At 62.4% G+C, this 20422-nt stretch carries 25 protein-coding genes and 1 tRNA gene; 5 read left to right on the top strand and 21 right to left on the bottom strand.

Annotation, left to right across the window (positions count from 1 at the left end; genetic code table 11):
• Position 1: 1 nt before the first annotated feature.
• Complete coding sequence (locus PU133_RS05585) at positions 2-445, top strand: hypothetical protein (RefSeq protein ID WP_404863835.1); 444 nt, start codon at positions 2-4, stop codon at positions 443-445.
• Between the two features lie 52 nt (positions 446-497).
• Here the strand turns inward: PU133_RS05585 and PU133_RS05580 are convergent, their stop codons facing one another.
• Both PU133_RS05580 and visN read right to left on the bottom strand, forming a co-directional pair.
• Complete coding sequence (locus PU133_RS05580) at positions 498-1238, bottom strand: response regulator transcription factor (protein WP_404863834.1); 741 nt, start codon at positions 1236-1238, stop codon at positions 498-500.
• Positions 1239-1251: 13 nt separating this feature from the next.
• A complete protein-coding gene (gene visN / locus PU133_RS05575) occupies positions 1252-1923 on the bottom strand; it encodes a transcriptional regulator VisN (RefSeq protein WP_404863833.1) in 672 nt (223 codons plus the stop codon).
• 409 nt (positions 1924-2332) lie between these two features.
• On the opposite strand from visN, the gene PU133_RS05570 reads away from it, so the two are divergent.
• Entirely contained in the window at positions 2333-2761 is a 429-nt protein-coding gene (locus PU133_RS05570) for a hypothetical protein (protein WP_126008508.1), read from the top strand.
• 12 nt (positions 2762-2773) lie between these two features.
• Here the strand turns inward: PU133_RS05570 and fliF are convergent, their stop codons facing one another.
• From fliF to PU133_RS05515, 11 genes are all read right to left on the bottom strand, one after another.
• Complete coding sequence (gene fliF / locus PU133_RS05565) at positions 2774-4435, bottom strand: flagellar basal-body MS-ring/collar protein FliF (protein WP_404863832.1); 1662 nt, start codon at positions 4433-4435, stop codon at positions 2774-2776.
• A 147-nt stretch (positions 4436-4582) separates the two neighbouring features.
• On the bottom strand, positions 4583-4966 hold the full coding sequence (locus tag PU133_RS05560; protein ID WP_126008506.1) for a hypothetical protein: 384 nt from the start codon (positions 4964-4966) through the stop codon (positions 4583-4585).
• Positions 4967-5013: 47 nt separating this feature from the next.
• Positions 5014-5559 carry a chemotaxis protein CheD gene (locus PU133_RS05555; RefSeq protein WP_126008505.1) on the bottom strand — a complete coding sequence of 182 codons (546 nt, stop codon included), beginning with the start codon at positions 5557-5559 and terminating at the stop codon, positions 5014-5016.
• The gene (locus PU133_RS05550; protein WP_126012811.1) at positions 5556-5945 is read right to left on the bottom strand and encodes a response regulator; all 390 of its coding nucleotides are present in this window, start codon (positions 5943-5945) and stop codon (positions 5556-5558) included. Before PU133_RS05550 ends, PU133_RS05555 begins: the two co-directional genes overlap by 4 nt.
• Positions 5945-6994, bottom strand: coding sequence for a chemotaxis response regulator protein-glutamate methylesterase (locus PU133_RS05545; protein WP_404863831.1), 1050 nt, complete (start codon positions 6992-6994; stop codon positions 5945-5947). The genes PU133_RS05550 and PU133_RS05545 overlap by 1 nt, the downstream gene beginning before the upstream one ends.
• Positions 6991-7911: a protein-glutamate O-methyltransferase gene (locus PU133_RS05540; protein ID WP_404863830.1), complete on the bottom strand. Its 921-nt coding sequence runs from the start codon at positions 7909-7911 to the stop codon at positions 6991-6993. Before PU133_RS05540 ends, PU133_RS05545 begins: the two co-directional genes overlap by 4 nt.
• Positions 7908-8375 carry a chemotaxis protein CheW gene (locus PU133_RS05535; protein ID WP_126008502.1) on the bottom strand — a complete coding sequence of 156 codons (468 nt, stop codon included), beginning with the start codon at positions 8373-8375 and terminating at the stop codon, positions 7908-7910. The genes PU133_RS05540 and PU133_RS05535 overlap by 4 nt, the downstream gene beginning before the upstream one ends.
• Before the next feature lie 4 nt (positions 8376-8379).
• Complete coding sequence (locus tag PU133_RS05530; protein WP_404863829.1) at positions 8380-10728, bottom strand: chemotaxis protein CheA; 2349 nt, start codon at positions 10726-10728, stop codon at positions 8380-8382.
• 13 nt (positions 10729-10741) lie between these two features.
• A complete protein-coding gene (locus tag PU133_RS05525) occupies positions 10742-11107 on the bottom strand; it encodes a response regulator (RefSeq protein ID WP_126008498.1) in 366 nt (121 codons plus the stop codon).
• Positions 11104-11412, bottom strand: a complete 309-nt coding sequence (locus PU133_RS05520) for an STAS domain-containing protein (protein ID WP_245451445.1) — start codon at positions 11410-11412, stop codon at positions 11104-11106. The genes PU133_RS05525 and PU133_RS05520 overlap by 4 nt, the downstream gene beginning before the upstream one ends.
• Positions 11413-11470: 58 nt before the next feature.
• Positions 11471-13033, bottom strand: coding sequence for a methyl-accepting chemotaxis protein (locus PU133_RS05515; RefSeq protein WP_404863828.1), 1563 nt, complete (start codon positions 13031-13033; stop codon positions 11471-11473).
• A 406-nt stretch (positions 13034-13439) separates the two neighbouring features.
• Between PU133_RS05515 and PU133_RS05510 the strand changes: the two genes are divergently transcribed.
• Positions 13440-14480 carry an AraC family transcriptional regulator gene (locus PU133_RS05510; RefSeq protein ID WP_404863827.1) on the top strand — a complete coding sequence of 347 codons (1041 nt, stop codon included), beginning with the start codon at positions 13440-13442 and terminating at the stop codon, positions 14478-14480.
• Between the two features lie 172 nt (positions 14481-14652).
• A complete protein-coding gene (locus tag PU133_RS05505; RefSeq protein WP_404863826.1) occupies positions 14653-14874 on the top strand; it encodes a LuxR C-terminal-related transcriptional regulator in 222 nt (73 codons plus the stop codon).
• 28 nt (positions 14875-14902) lie between these two features.
• Here PU133_RS05505 and PU133_RS05500 read toward each other — a convergent pair whose 3' ends face one another.
• The gene (locus tag PU133_RS05500) at positions 14903-15385 is read right to left on the bottom strand and encodes an Lrp/AsnC family transcriptional regulator (RefSeq protein WP_126008491.1); all 483 of its coding nucleotides are present in this window, start codon (positions 15383-15385) and stop codon (positions 14903-14905) included.
• A gap of 119 nt (positions 15386-15504) precedes the next feature.
• On the opposite strand from PU133_RS05500, the gene hppD reads away from it, so the two are divergent.
• Positions 15505-16620 carry a 4-hydroxyphenylpyruvate dioxygenase gene (gene hppD, locus PU133_RS05495; RefSeq protein ID WP_404863825.1) on the top strand — a complete coding sequence of 372 codons (1116 nt, stop codon included), beginning with the start codon at positions 15505-15507 and terminating at the stop codon, positions 16618-16620.
• A gap of 75 nt (positions 16621-16695) precedes the next feature.
• Here hppD and PU133_RS05490 read toward each other — a convergent pair.
• The 7 genes from PU133_RS05490 to hisD form a co-directional block, all read right to left on the bottom strand.
• Positions 16696-16771 (bottom strand) — tRNA-Phe (locus tag PU133_RS05490).
• A 120-nt stretch (positions 16772-16891) separates the two neighbouring features.
• Entirely contained in the window at positions 16892-17119 is a 228-nt protein-coding gene (gene yacG, locus PU133_RS05485; RefSeq protein WP_404863824.1) for a DNA gyrase inhibitor YacG, read from the bottom strand.
• A gap of 2 nt (positions 17120-17121) precedes the next feature.
• The gene (locus PU133_RS05480; RefSeq protein WP_126008484.1) at positions 17122-17745 is read right to left on the bottom strand and encodes a Maf-like protein; all 624 of its coding nucleotides are present in this window, start codon (positions 17743-17745) and stop codon (positions 17122-17124) included.
• 53 nt (positions 17746-17798) lie between these two features.
• Positions 17799-18017: a translation initiation factor IF-1 gene (infA, locus tag PU133_RS05475; RefSeq protein ID WP_004435948.1), complete on the bottom strand. Its 219-nt coding sequence runs from the start codon at positions 18015-18017 to the stop codon at positions 17799-17801.
• A gap of 142 nt (positions 18018-18159) precedes the next feature.
• On the bottom strand, positions 18160-18627 hold the full coding sequence (locus PU133_RS05470; protein ID WP_404863823.1) for a low molecular weight phosphatase family protein: 468 nt from the start codon (positions 18625-18627) through the stop codon (positions 18160-18162).
• On the bottom strand, positions 18627-19103 hold the full coding sequence (locus PU133_RS05465; RefSeq protein WP_404864451.1) for a UPF0262 family protein: 477 nt from the start codon (positions 19101-19103) through the stop codon (positions 18627-18629). Before PU133_RS05465 ends, PU133_RS05470 begins: the two co-directional genes overlap by 1 nt.
• Positions 19103-20404 carry a histidinol dehydrogenase gene (gene hisD / locus PU133_RS05460; protein WP_404863822.1) on the bottom strand — a complete coding sequence of 434 codons (1302 nt, stop codon included), beginning with the start codon at positions 20402-20404 and terminating at the stop codon, positions 19103-19105. Before hisD ends, PU133_RS05465 begins: the two co-directional genes overlap by 1 nt.
• Positions 20405-20422: the final 18 nt, after the last annotated feature.

The raw sequence follows: 20422 nt of genomic DNA, 5'->3' as shown, positions 1-20422 counted from the left end.
CATGATGAAGACAAGCTGCACCGCCGAACGCGAAATGATCGTTGCCGAGGCACTGCGCCCGGTGGCCAGCGAATTGCGTCTGATCGACGCCGGCGATCTGATCTCGATGCTGAAATTCGAGTGCTACGGCGACCTCGCCGACCTCGTCGCTTCAGCAGCAGAGCTCTATTTCCTGCCGGGCACCGTGTCGCTCGGTATCGGTGGCGATTACTGGCTGGACTGGTCGACGCGGCCGCGCGTCGTGCTCGACCTGGAGTTGCGACCGGAAGGGGTAACGATTTATACCCGCCTCACGCTCGAGGATGCGCAGGGCAGCGTCGAGATCAGCCACATCGCCTTCGACGATCCGTCCGAGGATCCTGAAGTGAACACGCTTCTCCTGTCGGAAAGCCTGCTCAAGTCGCGCTTCCGCAAATCGGTCGGCGCGCTTCAACTCCCGCACTGACTGGGCAGCGCAATAGCGCGCTGCAGTCTGCCCTGTGCAGCTTCAGGTGGTTTCAGGCGAGATATCCAAGACGGATTGCCTTGGCGATCGCCTGGATCCGATTGACGGAATCAAGCTTCGCAGTCGCCGTGCCGAGATAAGCGTTCACCGTGTGGACCGACAGCTCCAGGCGGTCGGCGATGGCTTCCGACTTCAAGCCGTCACCGGCCAGCTGCAGGCATTCCAGTTCCCGCTCATTGAGCTTCTGGCGTGGTGCTGCTTCGCGAATGTCGAGCATCAGGAGTAGTTTCATCACCTTGAAACTGCGGCGATGAAGGTTGAGCAGCATTTCCGCGTCACAGGACAGGTCCTCACCGGCAAACAGCGTCAAGCCATTGCCAAGACCACCGAGCTTGACCGGAAACGCGATGATGTCGAGCCCCTCGGCCGTGACCGGCAGGCACCCTACTTCGCCCATCTGCGAAGCACAGCCGTTCAAATCTGGCGAGCTGGCGAAACCGTGGATCAGCGGAGCCAGCGAACGTTCCATGTGCCCGATCACGGCCCGCGAGAAGCGCGCGTTGAAGCCGGTCGCGATGTCGCCGCTGCCCTTGCCGGCGCACCGGCTCAGCACGCAGTGCGTGGCCGCGCGCGCCGCATTTGGCGAAAGCCTGAGAAGAAAGCGGCTTTCGGCGCCAAGTGCTTCGGCCATCTCGCGCAGCTGCTCGTCGATCGCAACCATCGAGCACTCTTTGTCCTTGACCTGAAATGTCGGTTGCCCGGCAGTTTTGGTGTGACCGATTTGAATGTTCAACGCGGTGACCTCCTTAGATCAAGCTATGTCTGACAGCGTAAGCGATCGCTTCCGATCGGGTCTTCGTCGCCGTCTTGCGCATGATGCTCGTGATGTAGTTGTTCACCGTGTTCCGCGAGATGCCAATGATCATCGAGATCTCGTCGCTGGTCTTGCCTTCGGCGATCCAGTTCAGGCACTCGATCTCGCGCTCGGTGAGATCGAGCACGCTGGACGGAACGTAGGTGGCTTCGTCGAAACGCGCTGCGAAATACGCGCTGAGCAAGGCAACATCGTGAACCCGTTCGCGCGCAACGACGATATCGCTGCGAAACAGAAAGATGACCGAGAGCCGCGCCTGGCCCGTGCAGAACGGGAAGGCGCAGTAGATGCGACTGAGATGCTCGGGCATTCTCAACGTCGTTGGCGCGCGGATGAATGCCGGCTCCATGATCGCCATGCAGCGCTCGAGTTCGTTGCGCTTGGACTGCTGCTTGATCACATGCTGCCCGAGCGTGCGCACGAGGTCGAACGGCCAGTTGGACGAGACGATGTGGTCGAAGCCATCTTCGTTGAGCATGTCCTGGCGGGCGAGCATATAATGCTCGGCGCCGACGAAGCTGCTCATGAGTTCAAAGCCGGCCGGCAGATCGCCGCGCTCGGCACATTGCGCCAGCTTGCCGATGAGAACGCTGCGGTCGATCATGTTCGCCGACCGCCCGCGGATGCCTCATCCGCACACAGCATAAGTGAGGACGCCCGCCCAGCGCCCGAAAAAAACATCACTCTTGGCTCCTTCGCCAAACGGTGTCGAAGATACGCAAGAACGCGAAACGTTACGTAGCCAGATCGGTGATTCGTCCCTTAACAAAACGTTACGCAGGGCTCTCGCGGGTGTCCACTGCCAATCCTAGCCATTTACGGCGGGCTAGCGATGTGGAGTGATTCGCGTGGCGGTCGCGCAACATTTCGGACCAATAAAACTGGTAGCCGGACGGCTTAAACGGCGATAATTGCAATTAATCGCTACGCTTACTTGTATTGTCGTTTACCGGAATGGACTAATGCGGAGGGCGTTCATGTCGACCCAAGGGCGGAGGGTCGACATATTCTAAATGGCGAGTACCTGTGGTGTGAACGACAAGATGCAAGCTCCGACCGATTTTCTCGATCAGGCGACGATCAATCTTCTCTCGGAGTTTTGCATCGTCGATCATTGGTCCGCCAATCTCGCCAATGCGATGCTGAAGATCGGACATCGGGCGCGCACCCTGCATGGCCTCCCGGAAGACCGAACGGCTTTCGGCCTGCTGGAACTCGTGCGCTGCTACGACGACAGCATCCACGACAAGATCATCAAGCTCTTTGAACATGCGGCGTTTGAAAGCCGACCGTTCAACTTTTCCGCGGCCATCAAGCAGCCGTCGGACGACCACCGCATCGTGCACTGCTTCGGCGCTTATCGGTCGCTCGAGGACCAGTCCGACGGTGAGGAGCTCTACGGGGTGTTTCTCTTCTCGCGCGGCACCTACGGCCATCTTTGAAGGCAGCCCCGATCAGGCCGCCTTCTCGATCGCCCATTTCCGCAGGATCTTGGCTGCCCGCTCTTCGTTCAGTTCGACCATGCGAGCCAGACGCTTCTCCGGGCCTTCCTTCATCCGGCGATTGTAGCCGCTGCTCTCCTCGCTGCCGAGGAGATCCGTTTCCGGATCGAAGCCGAAATCCGCACCGAACCCTTCCATCGGCATGGCGCCTGTCCCCATCGACGGGCTGAAGTCGCCAAGCGCTGCATCGGCTTCCTGAGCAGGAGCAACGGCCGTACCGACGGACCTGGCCAGCGGGCGAAGTCCGAACCAGACGACCAGAAGCGCGACCACGATGAAGGCGAGTGCATTGATCATGCTGCCGGCATGGCGCGAAAGGTTCTCCAGAATGGAGCCTTCGACCGCGGCTTCTTCGAGAAGCTGGTTCTCGAGAAACGCCATGGCATTCAAGGACACGACGTCGCCCCGGTTCTGGCTGAAGCCAGCGGCCGAGCGTACGATGTTTTCCATGTCTGCAAGATAGGCGTCGATCTGCTCCTGGGTGGCGTTCTCGCCGATCATCGCAGCAATGCGGCCGCGATTGACGACGACGGCAATCGACAGTTGCTCGATCGTGTAGCTGTTCTTGACCGTCTCGATCGTCTTCGAATTGATCTCGAAATTCGTCTGTTCTTCGCGCCGATCGAGCGACTCGTTGGAAGAAGGACCGCCGCCGGTACCTTCCGGTGCAGCCTGCGGCAGGTTCTGTTCGACCGTCGCAGGCGTGTCACCCTCGGCACGGTTCGAGCGTTCCTCCTCGCGCGTCACCCGCACCGAACGCTCGACGCGTGATTCCGGATCGAAGGTGGTCTCGCGGATCTGCTGGCTGTCGGTGTTCAGGTTGGCGCGAACGCTGGCGCGGAAATTGTCGACGCCGAGAAATGGCGCAAGCGCCTTCTCGATGCTCGTCTCGATCTCGCGCTCCACCAGTTGCACAAGGCTCATCGAGCGATTGAGCGCGCTGTTGGTCATGTCGTCGCCAGAAGCGAGCAACTGGCCGGTGGAGTCGAGCACTGTCACATTGTCGATGCCGAGGCCCGGAACGGATGCTGCCACGAGATGACGCACCGATTCCGCGGCCCGCTGTCCGTTCGTGCCCGACGTGCGGATCATGACGGATGCTGACGGCTCCTGTTCGCCACGCCGGAAGTTGCCGCGATCGGGCATGACGATGTGGACGCGGGCGGCGGAGATGCCGCTGATGGACTGGATGGTCCGCGCGATCTCACCTTCGAGCGCGCGAACGCGGGTCACTTCCTGCATGAATGAGGTCAGGCCGAGCGAACCGACATTGTCGAACAGCTCATAGCCGCCATTGGCGCTGTCGGGCAGGCCGCGCTCGGCAAGAAACGCCCTCACGGAACCCACTTGACCGACCGGGACGAGAAGGGTCGAACCATCTGTGCCGACGGCAAAATCCATATTTGCTTCGGAAAGTGCCATCGAAACGCGGCTCAGGTCCTCCGGCTCGAGGCCGACATAGACCGTCTCCATCGTCGGTTTGTTCAGATAGAGGCCCGCCGCCACGATCATCGCAATGGCGAGCGCGGTCCCGCCGAGCATGGCCATGATGCGCATCTGGCCGAGGGCCATGAACCGCTTGGAAAGTGGTGCCAGTTGGCTCAACAGATTCATTCTGTGCCCGTTCAACTGCAAAATTCGACGCGTCACGGCGTGACACGCCATGCGATCCTGTCAGGGCCGACAATAGGCAGTGAAACTTGCGCGAAGATGTTGCGCCCTGAACGCAGCCGGGCACAGCTGCAAGCGGGCGTCAGCGGCTTAGAAAAGCTCGATGTCGCCGCTCTCCTTCACCGCATCGCGGCGACCGTCCGCCTCGCCGGACAGGCGGCTCTTCACGTCGGACAAGGTCATGATGCGAAGCGCGTCCTGAAGGTGGATCGCAACGCCGTGAGGAACATTGACCGAAAGCGCGTCGAGGAAATGGCCGAGGCCACGCAGGCGCTGGATCGTGAGATCCAGCGTTTGCAGCCGCATGACGCGCGCGTCGTCGCCATGGTCTGCCTCTCCGGCGGTCAGATCATGCTCGATCGCCTCCACCGCGCCGGCAAGATCGATCATCTCGTTGGCCAGGCGGCCCAGAAGATGGCTCAGTGGTTGACCGGCCTCGTCCTGCTCCAGTCGGCGTCGTGCGTGCTCGGCCATTATGTCATGCTCCAGAAAAGGCACTTCGGCGTGGTCGACGCCGTCAATCAAAAGAATTCCACGCCGCCATCCGCGGGAGCCGGCGCCACGGGACGAGGACGCTCCATTTCAACGGCGCGCTGCGTCTGAGTGTTGTCGAGCGCATGCTGTCTGGCACGTCCGCTCACCGGCCAGAACTCGACTTTGCGGCCGAGATCGCCCCCGGTCGAGGCGTTGATGATCGGAATGCGCTCGTCGGTCAGAAACCGCGTCGCAAACTCCGCGTTCTGCCTGCCGACATTGGAAAACTGCGCGATGGTCTGCGCTCCGCCGAAGATCTTCGCCTGCAGCCGATCGCGGCGCGCGCCGTTCTTCAAGAGCTCGTTGATCAGCAGTTCCATCAGATGCACGCCGTATCGGGTCGCGGCGTTGCCGGAGGACCCCGGTCCGCCGGGCAGCAGGAAGTGGTTCATCCCACCGATTCCGGCGGCCGAATCCCGCAGGCACGCGGCGACGCAGGAGCCGAGGATCGTGGTCAGAACGACGTTCGGATCGTCGCTGACGTGATACTCTCCCTGAATGACATGAACGCGCCGGACCGCACCGGCTGTCATTTCAGGGCACCGAAGACGGCCTCGATCGCCGCCTGCATCTTTTCCACCGTGAAGGGTTTGGACAGCACGTTATTCGCACCAAGCTGCGCAGCCTTCTGCACCAGGGCGCGATCGCCCTGTGCAGTCAGCATGATGAACGCCGCCCGCTTCGTCTGTGCATTGGAGCGGATCGCCTGCAAAAGCCCGAGGCCATCCATCTTCGGCATGTTGAAATCCGAGATAACCAGATGATGCGGCTGCTGCTGCATGATCGCGAGACCTTGCTGACCGTCGCCTGCTACGGTGATCTGCGAAAAGCCCAATGACTGGAGCGCTTCGCCGAGCAGCAGGCGGCTGGTCACCTGGTCGTCAACGATGAGTACTTTGATTTTTTGCGCAAGCGACATCACACAACCCCGATTTTCTTGGCCGCCGTTGCGGCAATAATTTCATCTCCGATGGCATCGAGGGGCAGCTGCATCGCCACAGCTCCTATCTCCTGCGCAACGCGAGGCATTCCATAGACAACAGCACTGCGTTCGTCCTGACCGAACGTTGCAGCTCCCGCTTGGCGCATGGCGAGCAGGCCCTGGGCGCCGTCCCGGCCCATGCCGGTCAGGATCGCGCCGACGGCGTTCTTGCCCGCTGTGGCGGCAACCGAGCGGAACAGGACGTCGACCGACGGCCGGTGGCCGTTCACCGTTCCACTTTCCACCAGCCGGCACCGCGGTCCCGATCCGTTGGTGATTTCCAGATGACGCTCGCCGCCTGGCGCGAGATAGACGCGGCCGAAGGACAAGGGCTCGCCATCGATCGCCTCGGCCACTTTCGGCGCGCACAGGCGATCCAGCCGTTCCGCGAAGCTGCGCGTGAAGGATGCCGGCATATGCTGCGTGATGACCGTCGGCGGGCAGTTGGCTGGAAACCGCGAGAGAACCTGGATCAGCGCCTCGACACCACCGGTCGATGCACCGATCGCGATGATGCGGTTGCGCGGGCGGTAGTCCGAGGTGACCGGCGCCGGCGCAGCCTTTTCCGAAGGCCGCTGATAGCTCCGCTTCAGCCGCGAGGCGGCCGCTTCCTTGACCAGTGTCGTCAGTCCTGCAAACGGCTTGCCTTCGCCTGGAACCGGCTTTCCGATACAGTCGAAAGCGCCGATCTCAAGCGCCGCCAGCGTCGCTTCGGCCCCTCGCTGCGTCAGCGTCGACACCATGATCACCGGCATCGGCCGCAGTTGCATGATCTTTTCTAGGAACTCGAGCCCGCTCATGCTGGGCATCTCGATATCGAGCGTCACCACGTCGGGATCGAGTGCCTTGATGGCGCTTCTCGCTTCCATGGCGTTCGACGCCTGGCCAACGACCTCGATATCCGGATCGGCATTGAGCACGGCCGAAATCATCATCCGCATCGTGGCGGAGTCATCGACGACGATCACCCTGATGGGAGAGTTCATAGCGTGCCGCTCCTGCCTGCCGGCCTGCCCGAGTTCTTGCGGTAAGTGGTGATGGCGACGTTGTCGAAACCGTCCTTCGCCGGGCCGGACACCCGCTCGGAATGGCCGATGTAAAGGTGACCGCCCTCCTCCAGCGTTTGGTGATAGCGGCTCCAGACGCGCGCCTGGGTCTGCTCGTCGAAATAGATCACGACGTTGCGGCAGAAGATCACCTGGAAGGTCCCTTTGAAGGGCCATTCACGCAAAAGATTGAGCTCACGAAACGCGATCAGTTGTTTGACCTGCGAGGAGACCTCCCAACGGGCCCCGGCCTCGCCTTTCGCCTCGTGGATGAAGCGCGAACGCAGCGCGGATGGCACCGTCTCGACCGCATGGTCGTCGTAACGCCCGGCTTTCGCCTTGGCGATGATCTTCGGATCGATGTCGCTTGCGAGAATTCGGAAATCGTAGGAAGCGATCTCCGGCATCAGCGACAGGACGGTCAAACCGATCGAATAGGGCTCCTGGCCGTCCGAGCAGCCGGCCGACCAGATTCGCACCCGTCCCCCAGCTTTCGCCTGCTTCAGGAGCGGCGGCAGCACCGTGTCGCGCAGATGGTCGAAATGGTGGTTCTCGCGAAAGAAGCGCGTGAAGTTCGTCGTCAGGAACGACAACATCTCACGCCGCTCGTCCGCACCTTCCGGTGAAGAGACGAGCTCGCAATAGTCACGGAAGCTCGACAGGCGCAGTTGGCGAATGCGCTTGGAAAGCCGCGAATAGACGAGCGAGGCCTTGGTCTCGTTGAGATGGATGCCTGCGTCAGCGTAGATCATCGCCGCGATCTCGTTGAGATCACGACGGGTCAGCGGAAATTCGCCGCTGACCAACAGCTCTTCGCCAGGCAGGCCTCCGCCGTCGCGCGCCAGTGGGCGTGTCATGCAGCTTCGCTTTCGCTCGACTTGAAGAGGGCTTCGAGTTCGATGAGACAGATCATCCGACCCTCGATCGCCAGCACACCGCGGGCAAACGACTTGTCGAGCTCGGAGGAGACTTCCGGCGTCGGCTGGATGTTCTGGCTCGTGACCGACAATATGTCGGAGACTGCATCGACCAGAAGCCCGACGACCTTCTTGTGCACCTGGGCCACGATGATCACGTGCCGCGCAGTCGGATCGGCTGCCTTCATGCCGAGACGGCTCGACAGATCGATGATGGGAAGCACAGCGCCGCGCAGGTTGATGACGCCGAGCACGAAGCCCGGGGAGTGCGGCAAAGCGGTCGCGGGGGTCCAGCCCCGGATTTCCCGCACCGACATGATGTCGACGCAGAATTCCTGATCGCCGATACGGAAAGCGATGAGTTCGCGAACGCCGTCGGCCTGTGTCCTGGCAAGCTCGTTCATGGTCCTATCCTACTGCTGCGAGGGAAAGTTCGGGCCGCGCCTGGTCGCCGCGAGAACCCGCGACGACGGCATCGACGTCGAGAATGAGGGCAACACGCCCATCACCGAGAATGGTGGCCGCGGCAATGCCCGGCACGTGATCGTAGTTGGCTTCGAGGCTCTTGATGACGACCTGGCGTTGGCCCTGGATGGCATCGACCATGAGCGCGCGCTGGCCGCCGCCTTCCGTTTCGACGAGCACGGCCACGCTTTGAACCGGATCAGCCTGCTCGCGGCGGAAGGACAGCACCCGCCCGACATCGACCAGCGGACAAAAGGTGTCGCGGATCGAGATCAGGCGCTGTTCCGCGCCGAAGCGGTGGATCTTCGAGGCTTCCGGCTGCAGCGTTTCCACGATCGCCGTCAGTGGCACGACCAGCGTCTGGTTGGCGACCGAGACGACCATGCCATCGAGCACCGCAAGCGTCAGCGGCAGGCTCATGGTGAAGACCGAGCCTTCGCCGGGCCTGGAGACGATCGAGATGCGACCACCCAATTGCTGGATCGAGCGCTTGACCACATCCATGCCGACGCCGCGGCCCGAAATGTCGGAGATCTTGTCGGCGGTCGAGAAGCCCGCGTGGAAGATCAGGTTGTCGATTTCCTCGTCCGACAGGTTCGCGTCCGCACTGATCAGGCCGTTCTCGATCGCCTTCTTGCGGACGCGCTCGCGGTTGATGCCGGCGCCGTCATCGGCGATCTCGATCACGATGCGGCCGGACCTGTGCTTGGCGGCAAGACGCAGCGTTCCTTCCTCCGGCTTGCCTGCGGCGAGCCGCTTCTCCGGTGTCTCGAGCCCGTGATCGACCGCATTGCGGATCATGTGCGTCAGCGGCTCGGCGAGCTTGTCGATGACGGTCTTGTCGACCTCGGTGTTCTCGCCTTCCGTCACCAGACGCACGTTCTTGCCAGTCATGTCGGCGATTTCGCGTACGATCCGCGACATGCGCTGGAAGACTGGCTTCACCGGCTGAGCGCGGATCGCCATCACGCTGTCCTGGATTTCCCGGGTCAGCTGCTGCAGTTCCTCAAGGCCCATATTGATGGCCGACGTGCCGGCCGCACTCTCATTGACGCTCTGCGCCAGCATTGCCTGGTTGATGACCAGCTCGCCGACGAGGTTGATCAACCGGTCGACGCGGTCGAGATCGACGCGGATGGTTGGAGCGACCGTTTCCGCTGCACGACGATCCCCACCCTGGCGGCGGTCGGCCGCATCGGGATCGGCCCCCCGCTTGGCCGCCGCTTCCGCGATGGAGATCACCGGGGCGACCGGAGCAGGTGCCGCAGGCGTGGCAGCCACGGGCGCAGCAACCGGCTGCGGGGCGATCGTATCAGCCACCGTCAGATTATCGAATGCGGACAGATCGAAGGGCACGGGAACCATGCCGCTGTCGTCTACCGAGGCAGTTGGTTTCGCAGGCGTGAACGCCGGAGCCGGCGCCTTGACCGGCGCAGACGTCTCTATCGGAGCCATCAGCACGATCTCTTCGGCCGGCTGAACCGCAGAAACGTCTCCCGAAGGCACGATCGTCAGGTCGCAATCCCATTCGGCGAATTCGAAGACCCGCTGAATCGGTGCTTCGTCGGCCAGACCGGTCACTTCGATCGTCCAGGAGAGATAGGCACCCTCCGGGTCCATCTGCGCGAGGTCCGGAAGATCGGTGCTGTCGCACGCGATCTTCGCCGCGCCGAGCTTGGCGACATCGCGCAACAGCAGATAGGCGTCGTTGCCCTTACCGTAGAGCTCGGCGCGCGGCCGAAAGGTCACGACGAAGCCCGAGGCTGCGGCGGCGGTGTCTTCGTCATCGAAATCGTCGAAGGAGAACGGCACAGGCGCGAAGTCGGCACTTTGCGGTTCTTCCAGCATCACCGGCACCGGCGTGAACTCAGGCTCGGCTTCGGCCGGCTTCTCGCCGCTCGATACGCCTTCGCCGCGTGCCAGCGCCTCCAGGTCGGCAACGAGCGATGCGCTGCGATCCTGGTCGATCTGGTCGCCATGGCGGGCAGCGTTGGTGAGGTCGGCCAAGACGTCGGCCGACTTCAGCATCACCTTCAAAACATCGTGTGTCGGCTCAAGTTGTCCAGAGCGCACCTTATCCAAAGTGGTTTCAAACACATGGGCGAAGGCCACGAGATCGTCGAGCGCGAACGCACCGGCGCCGCCCTTGATCGAGTGCACTGCCCGGAAGACGGCATTGACGGTTTCCGGATCGGTATCGCCGTCATTCAGCGCGAGAAGACCCGTTTCCAGTTCGGCGAGTTGCTCCTCGCACTCCTGGAAGAAAATCTCTCTGATTTCGTTCATATCCATGATGTCGATCCCGTCAGGCCGTCACGCGCTCGATGGCGTCGATAAGTTTGGCAGGGTCGAAGGGCTTCACGATCCAGCCGGTGGCACCGGCCTGGCGTGCGCGGTTCTTCTTTTCCTGGTCGCTTTCCGTCGTCAGCACGAGGATCGGAATGGCGCGAGTGCGCTCGTCCCGCCGCACGCCTTCGATGAATCCGAAGCCATCGAGCCGCGGCATGTTGATGTCGGTCACGATCACGTCCGGGTTGGAACGGGCGAGAACTTCGAGGCCCTCGACGCCGTCCTCGGCCTGGATGGTCTCGTAGCCGGCCCCTGACAGCGTCATCAGCAGCATGTTGCGGATCGTGCGGGAATCGTCGACCGTCAGCACCGTCTTCTTCATCGTGTCGTCTCCGTAGCGGGCGTCAGATCACCGGCAAAACCCATCTGCCGGAGTGCGTTGAGGAAACCGTCGGAAGGACGATCGATCGAAAAGCCGGCGCCGTCGCGCTGCCAGGCATTTCGCGCCGCCAAGAGAACCTGCAGGCACTGTCCGCCGATCCGCTCGACCCGCGAGGCATCGAGCGCCAAAGGCGTGCCGCGGCGCGCAAGAAGGCGATCGCGCAGAGGCGCTGCCGCGTTGAGGTCCAGGACCGTCGGCAGTTCGACGATCTGTGCATCGTCCATCATCGTCATCGTTCCATTCATGCGTGCTGTCCCTTGAAGAGTGCGGCCGTCCCGCCGCCTTCCCGCGTTGCCGTCGTAGTCATGCTCCAAGGCTCCGCAGGTAGCCCCAGGCATCGTTGTCCCGAGAAGGTCGTTTGTTCGCGACGGGTTCTGTCGATCGTGCCGTTTCCCGCCGCCCATAGGCGTGTGGCGTGACCGGCATACCGACGCGATCTTCAACGTGAGACCCACCGTGAAGCGGGACCGACAGGATGTGAGCGATCGATGCCTTTGCCGCCTGGCCGGCGCGATCGATGGCATCGAATGTGTCTGCCATATGCCCGAAACCCTGACCGAGAAGGCCGCAATCGGATTTGATCGCGATCAGGTCCTCGCCTGCAGTCTTGGCGTCCGCGTCGACCGCAGACATGCGCAGCAGCACGTCCTTGAGGATTTCACGGGTCTCTCTGACCCGCGCGGAGCCCTGGCCCACATGCGATTTCGTTTGTCCGACGATGCGTTTGATGTCCTTGGCCGCATCCGCCGAGCGCTCCGCCAGCGCCCGCACTTCCGACGCAACCACAGCAAAGCCGCGCCCGGCGTCGCCGGCACGTGCCGCCTCGATGCCCGCGTTCAACGCAAGCAGGTTCGTCTGGAATGCAATGTCGTCGACCGAGCCGATTAGTCGGTTGATCTCTTCTGCCGACCGCTCGATATCGGCCATCGCTGCCATTGTGTGGGCAGCGGCGCTGTCGCCTTCGCTTGCTTTTGCACGCGTGTCACTGAGCGAGGTTCCCACGACAGCAAGCCGCGCCTCTGCCGTGCTGACGGCAGCAGAAAGATGCGCGCTGTTCTGGCGCGCCGTCTCCACGACAAGACGCGCTTCGCCGGTCAGGGCGAGCACTTGCTCCTGCGCATTCTCGGCAAGCACGCCGCTCGACCTCAGCGTCTTCGTGGCCTCGGCGAGTGCGCCCCGGTGCTGATCCAGTTCGACGAGCACCGCGTTGACGGTGCCGGCAACGGTCGCAAGGCTGTCGGGAAGTCGCGCCGGCTCGAGACGACGGCCGGTGTCTCCCCGCGCGGCGTCCTGCAGAGGCGGCAGAAGCACCGTTTCGATCCGCTGTCGGGTATCGAGCCGGCGCGCTTCGGCTTCGCGCTTGAATGTGTCTTCAAGGCGCGCAGCGCGTTCGCTCACCATCGCCTCGATGTCGGCGAAAACGCTCTTCACAAGCGCCGAGACCGCAGTCAGATCGACGCTTTCCGGTTTGCTGAGGGATGGCCAGCGCCGCTGACGTGGCTGTTCGACGATGGTGATGATGGCCGCTTCGATGGCCTGTCCATAAGCCGCGAGCACAAGCCCGATAGGCGCGCCGGCCTCGGTCAATAGGGGGTCGATGTCGGCGCGTGCAAGATCGTCCTGATCATCGAGGATCGCATCCACACGCTGGGCCAATGAGCGCTTCAGGCGCCCCAGCATGTTCCCGTCGATCGCGCCGCTTCGTTGCGCGCTGTCCAGGCAGGAGACGATGCCGCTCTTTGCAGAAGCCCCGAGGATGGGCGACACGAGCCGCAAGGCTTCGCGCTCGCCCTGGCCGATCGTCGATGCGACGAATGCGGTCCGGTCGCTGCGAAAACCATGCTCGTTGAGCCGATCCTGCCTCAAGGTGATCCTAACCGGTCATGCAGGCGCGCACCCGCCCCGGTCGACACCGGAAACGCCACGTCACTTACATGCCTGAACTCTGTCGGGAAAATACCGGTCTCTGTCCGGTACGACGAACCGGCATCATGCCTGAGGGGAATGGCTGTGCGCCCCCACACCCACTGCGTCGTGATGGCGAGACTATGATCGGAGTCCTTGCGCGAAGGTTAACCATCGAGAGCAAGTTCCTGAGTGGTCGTCCCGCCGCCCCTAGCCTTTCAGGGGGTTTTCGCATTGCCGCGCAAGATAAATAATGCCAGTATTGCGTTGCAGCAACAAATGTTGCGGGTACGACCTTTTAACCCTTCGACACGGCCGGGGCGGCGCGATACCATCGACGCCAAAGTATTAACCTTGTGCGCCAACGATGTCGAAACCGCCTCAACTGGCCGACCGATTTGAAGTGGCCGCGTCGCTCGGCGCGTCGCTGCTCGCAATGGCTCGCGATCGTGACATCGACGTCGACAGCATTGCGCGGTCGATGGGGCTCAGCACATCGAGTTTCAACGATTTTTCGACGCGCATCAGCCTGGACCGACTGTGTCGGTTGTTCGAATCGCTCGCGATCATTTCCGGCGATCCCGCCTTTGGACTGAAAGCGGCCGATCATCTAGAGCCCGGAAGCACGGGCATCTATGGCTACGGTATGTTGAGTGCGCCGACGCTCGCCGAGTCGCTCTCCTTTGCCGTGCGTCATCATCGCCTGCTGATGGAAACGCAGCACTGCGCGATCGTCGTCAAAGGGGAGATCGCGCGGCTCCAGTGGTCGCTGCCCGCGCTCATCGTGCGCCACGATCAGTTCACCGATTATTTTGCTGCGCTCTTTGCGGCACGCTACCGCGGGCTCCTCGGGCTGAACCTGCGCGCGGCGCGCTTCCTCCTGCAAAGGCCGCCGCCCTCCGCGCTTGGCCTCTATCGCCGCAAGCTGGCAACCAATCTGCGCTTCGGCGAGCCGATGAATGCCATCGAATTTCCGGCCAGCCTGATGGCGACGCCGAACCCGAAGGCCGACGCGCGGCTCCATCGCCTCATGGAAGAACAATGCAACAAGCAGGCGGAATTGAAGGTCGAAAACGACGACCTCCAGACGCGCATCCGGCTCTTTCTCCTGCAAAATCTATCCGCCGGTGAACCGACGCTCGAGCATGTGGCCCGCCACATGGGCATGAGCGAGCGAACGCTTCAGCGCCGCTTGGCCGAAGCAGGGACATCCCACAACGACCTCATCGACCAGACGCGCTGCGAATGGGCGCGCCGCCTTCTGCGTGACAGCGAGCGCAGCATCTCCGACATCGGCTACGAACTCGGCTTTTCCCAGCCAAGCGCCTTCACCAGGTCGACGCGGCGTTGGTTCGGCCGATCGCCGAGCGAACTCCGTCGGGAATTGCGGAGCCCCTCTCGTCACTGAAATTTTGTGCATTGCAGCATCCGGATTGGCGTCGCGGGTCAAACCCGCCAAGGTAAATTCGTATATTAGGCTTTTATCGCCGCCGGTCGCCCTGACCCGCCGCGAAGCGCTTTGCCGCCCGCATGGATGTCGGCAGCCCTCAGACTCTCATCGTAGAGTTCGAAAGACGACCATGAACAAGATGAACGAGTTGGGCGCCAGCGCGCTCAGCCAGCACGAGATGGATTGCCTGCGCCTGCTCGCGGACGGCCGCGACACCACATTGATCGCCGCCCAGCTGGGCTGCTCGGTCGGCGAAATCGAGCAGACGCTGGATCAGGCTGCCATGCAGATGGGTGCCTCGAGCCGCCTACACGCCGTCATCAAGGCCATGCGTCTCGGCCTCGTCGGATAAAGCCATAACAAAGGGGCCAGCCGGTTTGTCATGAGCCGGTCGGAACCGCCTTCACGCCGACCTCGTCTTTCAGCGTCTTCAACACGATCTCCGACCGTACCTGCGTCACCTGTGGCTGCGGCAGGAGCTTTTCGTGGACGAAGCGTGCAAACGCGGCGAGATCGGGAACGCGGATGTCGAGCACATAATCCGCATCGCCGGACACCGAGTGGGCTGCCCGCACCTCCTCATGACGTGCGAGAAACGCGGCAAAGGCAGCCTCCTGCTCCTGGCCGTGCGAACGGAGGTTGACGCGGGTGATCGCGCGCATGCCGAAGCCGAGCGCATCCGCGTCCACAAGCGCGCCGTAACCCTTGATCAGCCCGCCTGCTTCAAGCGCCGCTCGCCGTCGCGAGCATTGCGACGGTGACAGATGAACCTCGGCCGCGAGGTCGGCATTGGTCAGCGTCGCGTCCCGCTGCAGCGCATTGAGTATTGCAGCATCGACGCGGTCGATACGAATTTCTTGCATCGAGGCTCGCTTCTTATCGATTTCGATGCATCATCGTCGTCTTGCACGCATGAGATTGCAAGCCGCTTGCACGCCTCCGGCAGTAGAATGACGACCGTTCTGCAGCGAGGAGGATACGCATGGGACCCTTTCCACACGACGCACCGAAGGCAACGATCACTGAAGCCAACCCGGCCGGCACGGATGGGTTCGAATTCGTCGAGTTCGCCCATCCCGAACCGGAGGTTCTCGATGGTCTGTTCCGCCAGATGGGCTTCACCGCAGTCGCCAGACACCGTAGCAAGGCGATCACGCTCTACCGCCAGGGCGATATCAATTACCTGCTGAACGCCGAACCCCACTCCCATGCCGCGCAATTTTGCGCCGAACACGGCCCGTGCGCACCGGCCATGGCCTGGCGCGTCGTCGACGCTGAGCACGCCTTCGACCGCGCCGTCAGCCTGGGCGCCGAGCCCTACAACGGCGACGGCAAGTCCATCGATGCGCCCGCTGTCGTCGGTATCGGCGGATCGCTCCTCTATTTCATCGATCAGTATGGCGAGAATGGCAGTTGCTATTCGGCAGACTATGAGTGGCTGGGTGATCCCGATCCGAAGCCGCAGGGCTTCGGCTTCTTCTATCTCGATCACCTGACGCACAATGTCGTGCGCGGCAACATGGACACCTGGTACCGGTTCTATGCCGAGACCTTCAATTTTCGCGAGATCCGCTTCTTTGACATCAAGGGCAAGCAGACGGGTCTCACGTCGCGCGCCCTCACCTCGCCCGATGGCAAGATCCGCATTCCCATCAACGAAAGCGCCGACGAGCACAGCCAGATCGAAGAATATCTGCGCGAATATCGCGGCGAAGGCATTCAGCACATCGCCATCGCTACGAATGACATCTACAGCGCGACCGACAGCATCGCTGATGCCGGCATGGAGTTCATGCCAGGTCCTCCGGACGTCTATTACGAGATGTCCCTGAAACGTGTCGACGGCCACCAGGAGCCGCTGGAACGCCTGAAGAAGCGAGGCATCCTGATCGACGGCGAAGGCGTCGTCGGTGGCGGCGAGACCCGCGTTCTGCTGCAGATCTTTTCCAAGACCGTGATCGGCCCGATCTTCTTCGAGTTCATCCAGCGCAAGGGCGACGATGGCTTCGGTGAAGGCAATTTCCGCGCGCTGTTCGAATCGATCGAGGAAGACCAGGTCCGCCGCGGCGTGCTGAGCAGATCGGAAGCTGCTGAATAGAACTTGAGCGAATTGCGTGCAGCCGGCCAGTCATTCCCGGTCGGCTGTAAACGGAAGAGATGCGCTTCAGGAAAATGGTGCCCAGGGACGGAGTCGAACCGCCGACACTGCGATTTTCAGTCGCATGCTCTACCAACTGAGCTACCTGGGCATCTTCTTGATCCGCCGACATTTCTGCGGTGGGAAAGGCCGTTGGCTGGCCCTTCGAAGTGGGCGGGTTATAGCCACCCGAAATTGCGGTGTCCAGCACCCGGCATCGAAATTTGTCAGTCTATTCGCGGCCTGTTTGATCGTCGTTCGGCAGGCTGCCATCGCCCTCTTCCGGATCGTCTTCGTGCACCGGAATGACATAGGCTCCCGTCAGCCATCGATTGAGGTCGATTTCCTTGCAGCGGGTCGAGCAGAACGGAAACGTGGCCCGGCTGGAGGGTTTACCGCATTCCGGGCACGGCCGCGGCTTGCGCAAGGGCGTCACTTTGCCGTCGACACCGTCAATCATGCTCAGCGTGCTTCCAGCCAGTTCAAATGCACGTCGTAACCCTCGCCCGTCAGGAGACCTACGGTCTCATAAAGCGGCAAGCCGACGACGTTCGTATAGGAGCCAACGAGCTTGACCACGAAGGCACCGGCAAAACCCTGGATGGCGTACCCACCCGCCTTGCCGCGCCACTGGCCCGATGCCAGGTAGGAATCGATTTCAACCGTCGACAGCCGCTTGAAGCGCACCCGTGTCTCCACGATCGTCTGCCGCAGCTTGCCGGACGGCGTGATGACGCACACACCAGTAAACACGCGGTGCGAACGGCCGGAGAGCAGGTAGAGGGCGTTCGATGCCTCATCCACCCGCTCGGGCTTGCCGATGCTGCGCCGGCCGACAGAAACCACGGTGTCCGCCGAGAGAATGAAATGGCCCTTGAGCGCTGGATCCGACACGATCGCGGCGCGCGCAGCCTCCGCCTTCTCCTTCGACAGGCGCCGGGCAAGCGAGCGAGGGTGCTCCGACTTTGCCGGCGTCTCGTCGATTTCCATCGGCATCAGCTTGTCAGGCTCGATGCCGGCCTGCGCAAGCAGTTCGACCCGCCGAGGCGAACCGGATGCAAGAATGAGTTTCTTGGACAACGCCATGGGTGAGCCCGAGCCGCAGCCGTTCCGCCGGCCGCCTGGGGCCGTCTGGAAGGCTATTTGAAGCGATAGGTGATGCGGCCCTTGGTCAGGTCATAGGGCGTCATTTCGACGAGCACCTTGTCACCAGCCAGCACGCGGATGCGGTTCTTGCGCATGCGTCCGGCGGTGTGGGCGATGATCTCGTGCTCGTTTTCCAGCTTCACGCGGAAGGTCGCATTCGGAAGCAGTTCGGTCACGACGCCCGGAAACTCCAGGACTTCTTCTTTTGCCATACAGGTCGGTTCTTTCTTTTTTTAAGTGCCCAGGCCGAGGCCTCGGCCGAAATTGGGCGGAAACTACACAATCCGGTTACCTTTGTGAACCATCGAGATCACGCCGGCGACTGCGATGCCACTTGTGCCAACCGCGGTCAGATCAGTCGCGTCTGGACCTGAACCGCGCCATGATCGCCGTCCTGATCCGGTCGCGCACATCGCGATAACTCTCCAGGATCTGCTCGCGCGTCCCGGTCGCGACCGTCGGATCCGGCATCGGCCAGTAGATCACGTCGACCGCGTTCGTCCGCGTCAGCTCCAGCGCCCGGTGATGCGCCTCCGGAGCGAGCGTGACGATGACGTCGAAAAAGTCATCCTCGAGATCGTCGAGCAGTTGCGGTTGCCGTTTGCCGAGATCCAGCCCGATCTCGTTCAAAACGGCATCGACGAACGGATCGCGCGTCCCCGGCCTGACGCCCGCCGAAGCGATATAGGTGCCGGGCCCGAGAATGTCACGCGCCATTGCCTCGGCCATCGGCGAGCGGATCGAATTCATGCCGCAAACGAAGAGAACCGAACCCGGATCGCGCCTCTCTTCGGCGGGCGTGTCGGTATCGGCGGGTGGCATCAACCGCGCCAGTGCAGAACGCAGATCAGGGTGAACAAGCGCCGCGCCGTCGGAAAATCCACTTTGATCTTGCCTTCGAGCCGGTCCATCAGCGTCTGCGATCCGTCATTGTGGATGCCGCGACGACCCATGTCGATCGCCTCGATCTGGCCCGGCGAAGACGACCGGATCGCATCGTAATAGCTTTCGCAGATCATGAAATAGTCTTTCACGATCCGCCGGAAGGGTGTCAGCGACAGGATGTGCGTCACGACCTGATCGCCGCTTTCCGTCGTCACGGCGAAGACGAGGCGCATGTCGACCAGCGAGAGCTTGAGCTTGTAGGGTCCGCCCGAATGTCCCACCGGTTCGAAGCTGTTCTCTTCCACGAGGTCGAAAATGGCGACTGCGCGCTCATGCTCGACATCGGGCGTCGATCGGCCGATCGATTCGTCGAGTTCGACGTCGCTGAGCCGGAAGACGCCCTTTGTTCCCATCACGAACCCGGCATGTTCATGCGGATGGACACGGACCGCGCATGGGCGTCGAGACCTTCAGCTTCCGCCAGCGCGATGGCCGCCGGCCCGAGCGCGCCCAGCTGATCCGGCCCGAGCTCCAGCACCGACGTGCGCTTGACGTAGTCGAGCACCGACAGGCCAGACGAAAACCGCGCCGAACGGGCCGTCGGCAGCACGTGGTTGGACCCGCCGACATAGTCGCCGATCACTTCCGGCGTGTGGCGGCCCATGAAGACGGCGCCGGCATTGCGGATATGCGGCAGAAGATCGTGTGGACGCTCCACCGCAAGTTCCAGATGCTCGGCGGCGATGCGGTTGATCAGAGGAAGCGCCGTGGTGAGGTCGCCGACGGTAATCACCGCGCCATGGTCACGCCAGCTTGCTTCCGCCCGCTCCCGGCCGGACAATGTCGTCAACTGGGCGAGAACGGCGCGCTCGACGGCATCCGCCAGATCGCGGTCATCGGTGATGAGGATAGACTGTGCTGCTTCGTCATGCTCGGCCTGCGCCAACAGATCGGCCGCTAGCCAATCGGCACTGTTGCCGCCATCGGCGACCACAAGAACCTCCGACGGGCCGGCAATCATGTCGATGCCGACATGGCCGAACACCTGCCGCTTGGCCGCAGCGACATAGGCGTTGCCCGGACCAACGATCTTGTCCACCGGCTTGATCGTTTCAGTGCCGAAGGCGAGCGCCGCGACAGCCTGCGCGCCGCCGATCCGGTAGATCTCGGTCACGCCGGCAATGCGCGCAGCGGCAAGCACGACGGGATTGAGCGCACCGGCCCGTGCCGGCACCGTCATGACCAGCCGCTCGACGCCTGCGACCCGTGCGGGAACCGCGTTCATCAGGACGGAGCTCGGATAACTCGCCTTGCCGCCCGGCACATAGAGGCCCACCGCCTCGATCGCCGTCCAGCGCGAACCGAGCTTCACGCCAAGCGCATCCTCGTAGAAATCATCGCGTGGGAGCTGGCGGCTGTGATGCGCCTCGATCCGCCCGGCCGCAAGCCGCAACGCATCCAAGGTCCGCGCATCGACCAGATCCATCGCCGCATCGATTTCGGCCTCGGTCACGGCCAGACCGTCATGCTCCAGGTCGATACCGTCATACTGCTTGGACAATTCGATCAGCGCGGCATCACCGCGCGCGCGCACATCGGCAATGATCTTGGCGACAGCATCGCCGACATCGATGGACACTTCGCGCTTGGTTGCAAGCAACGCCGCGAAACGTGCTTCGAAATCCGGTTCCTGATGATCGAGACGAATGGCCAAGCGGCTTGCTCCCTGCAC

It is taken from the genome of Georhizobium sp. MAB10, assembly GCF_045012825.1.
GTDB lineage: Bacteria > Pseudomonadota > Alphaproteobacteria > Rhizobiales > Rhizobiaceae > Georhizobium > Georhizobium profundi.
The sequence above is the reverse complement of the archived record's forward strand: the minus strand, read 5'-3'. Positions and strand labels throughout refer to the sequence as shown.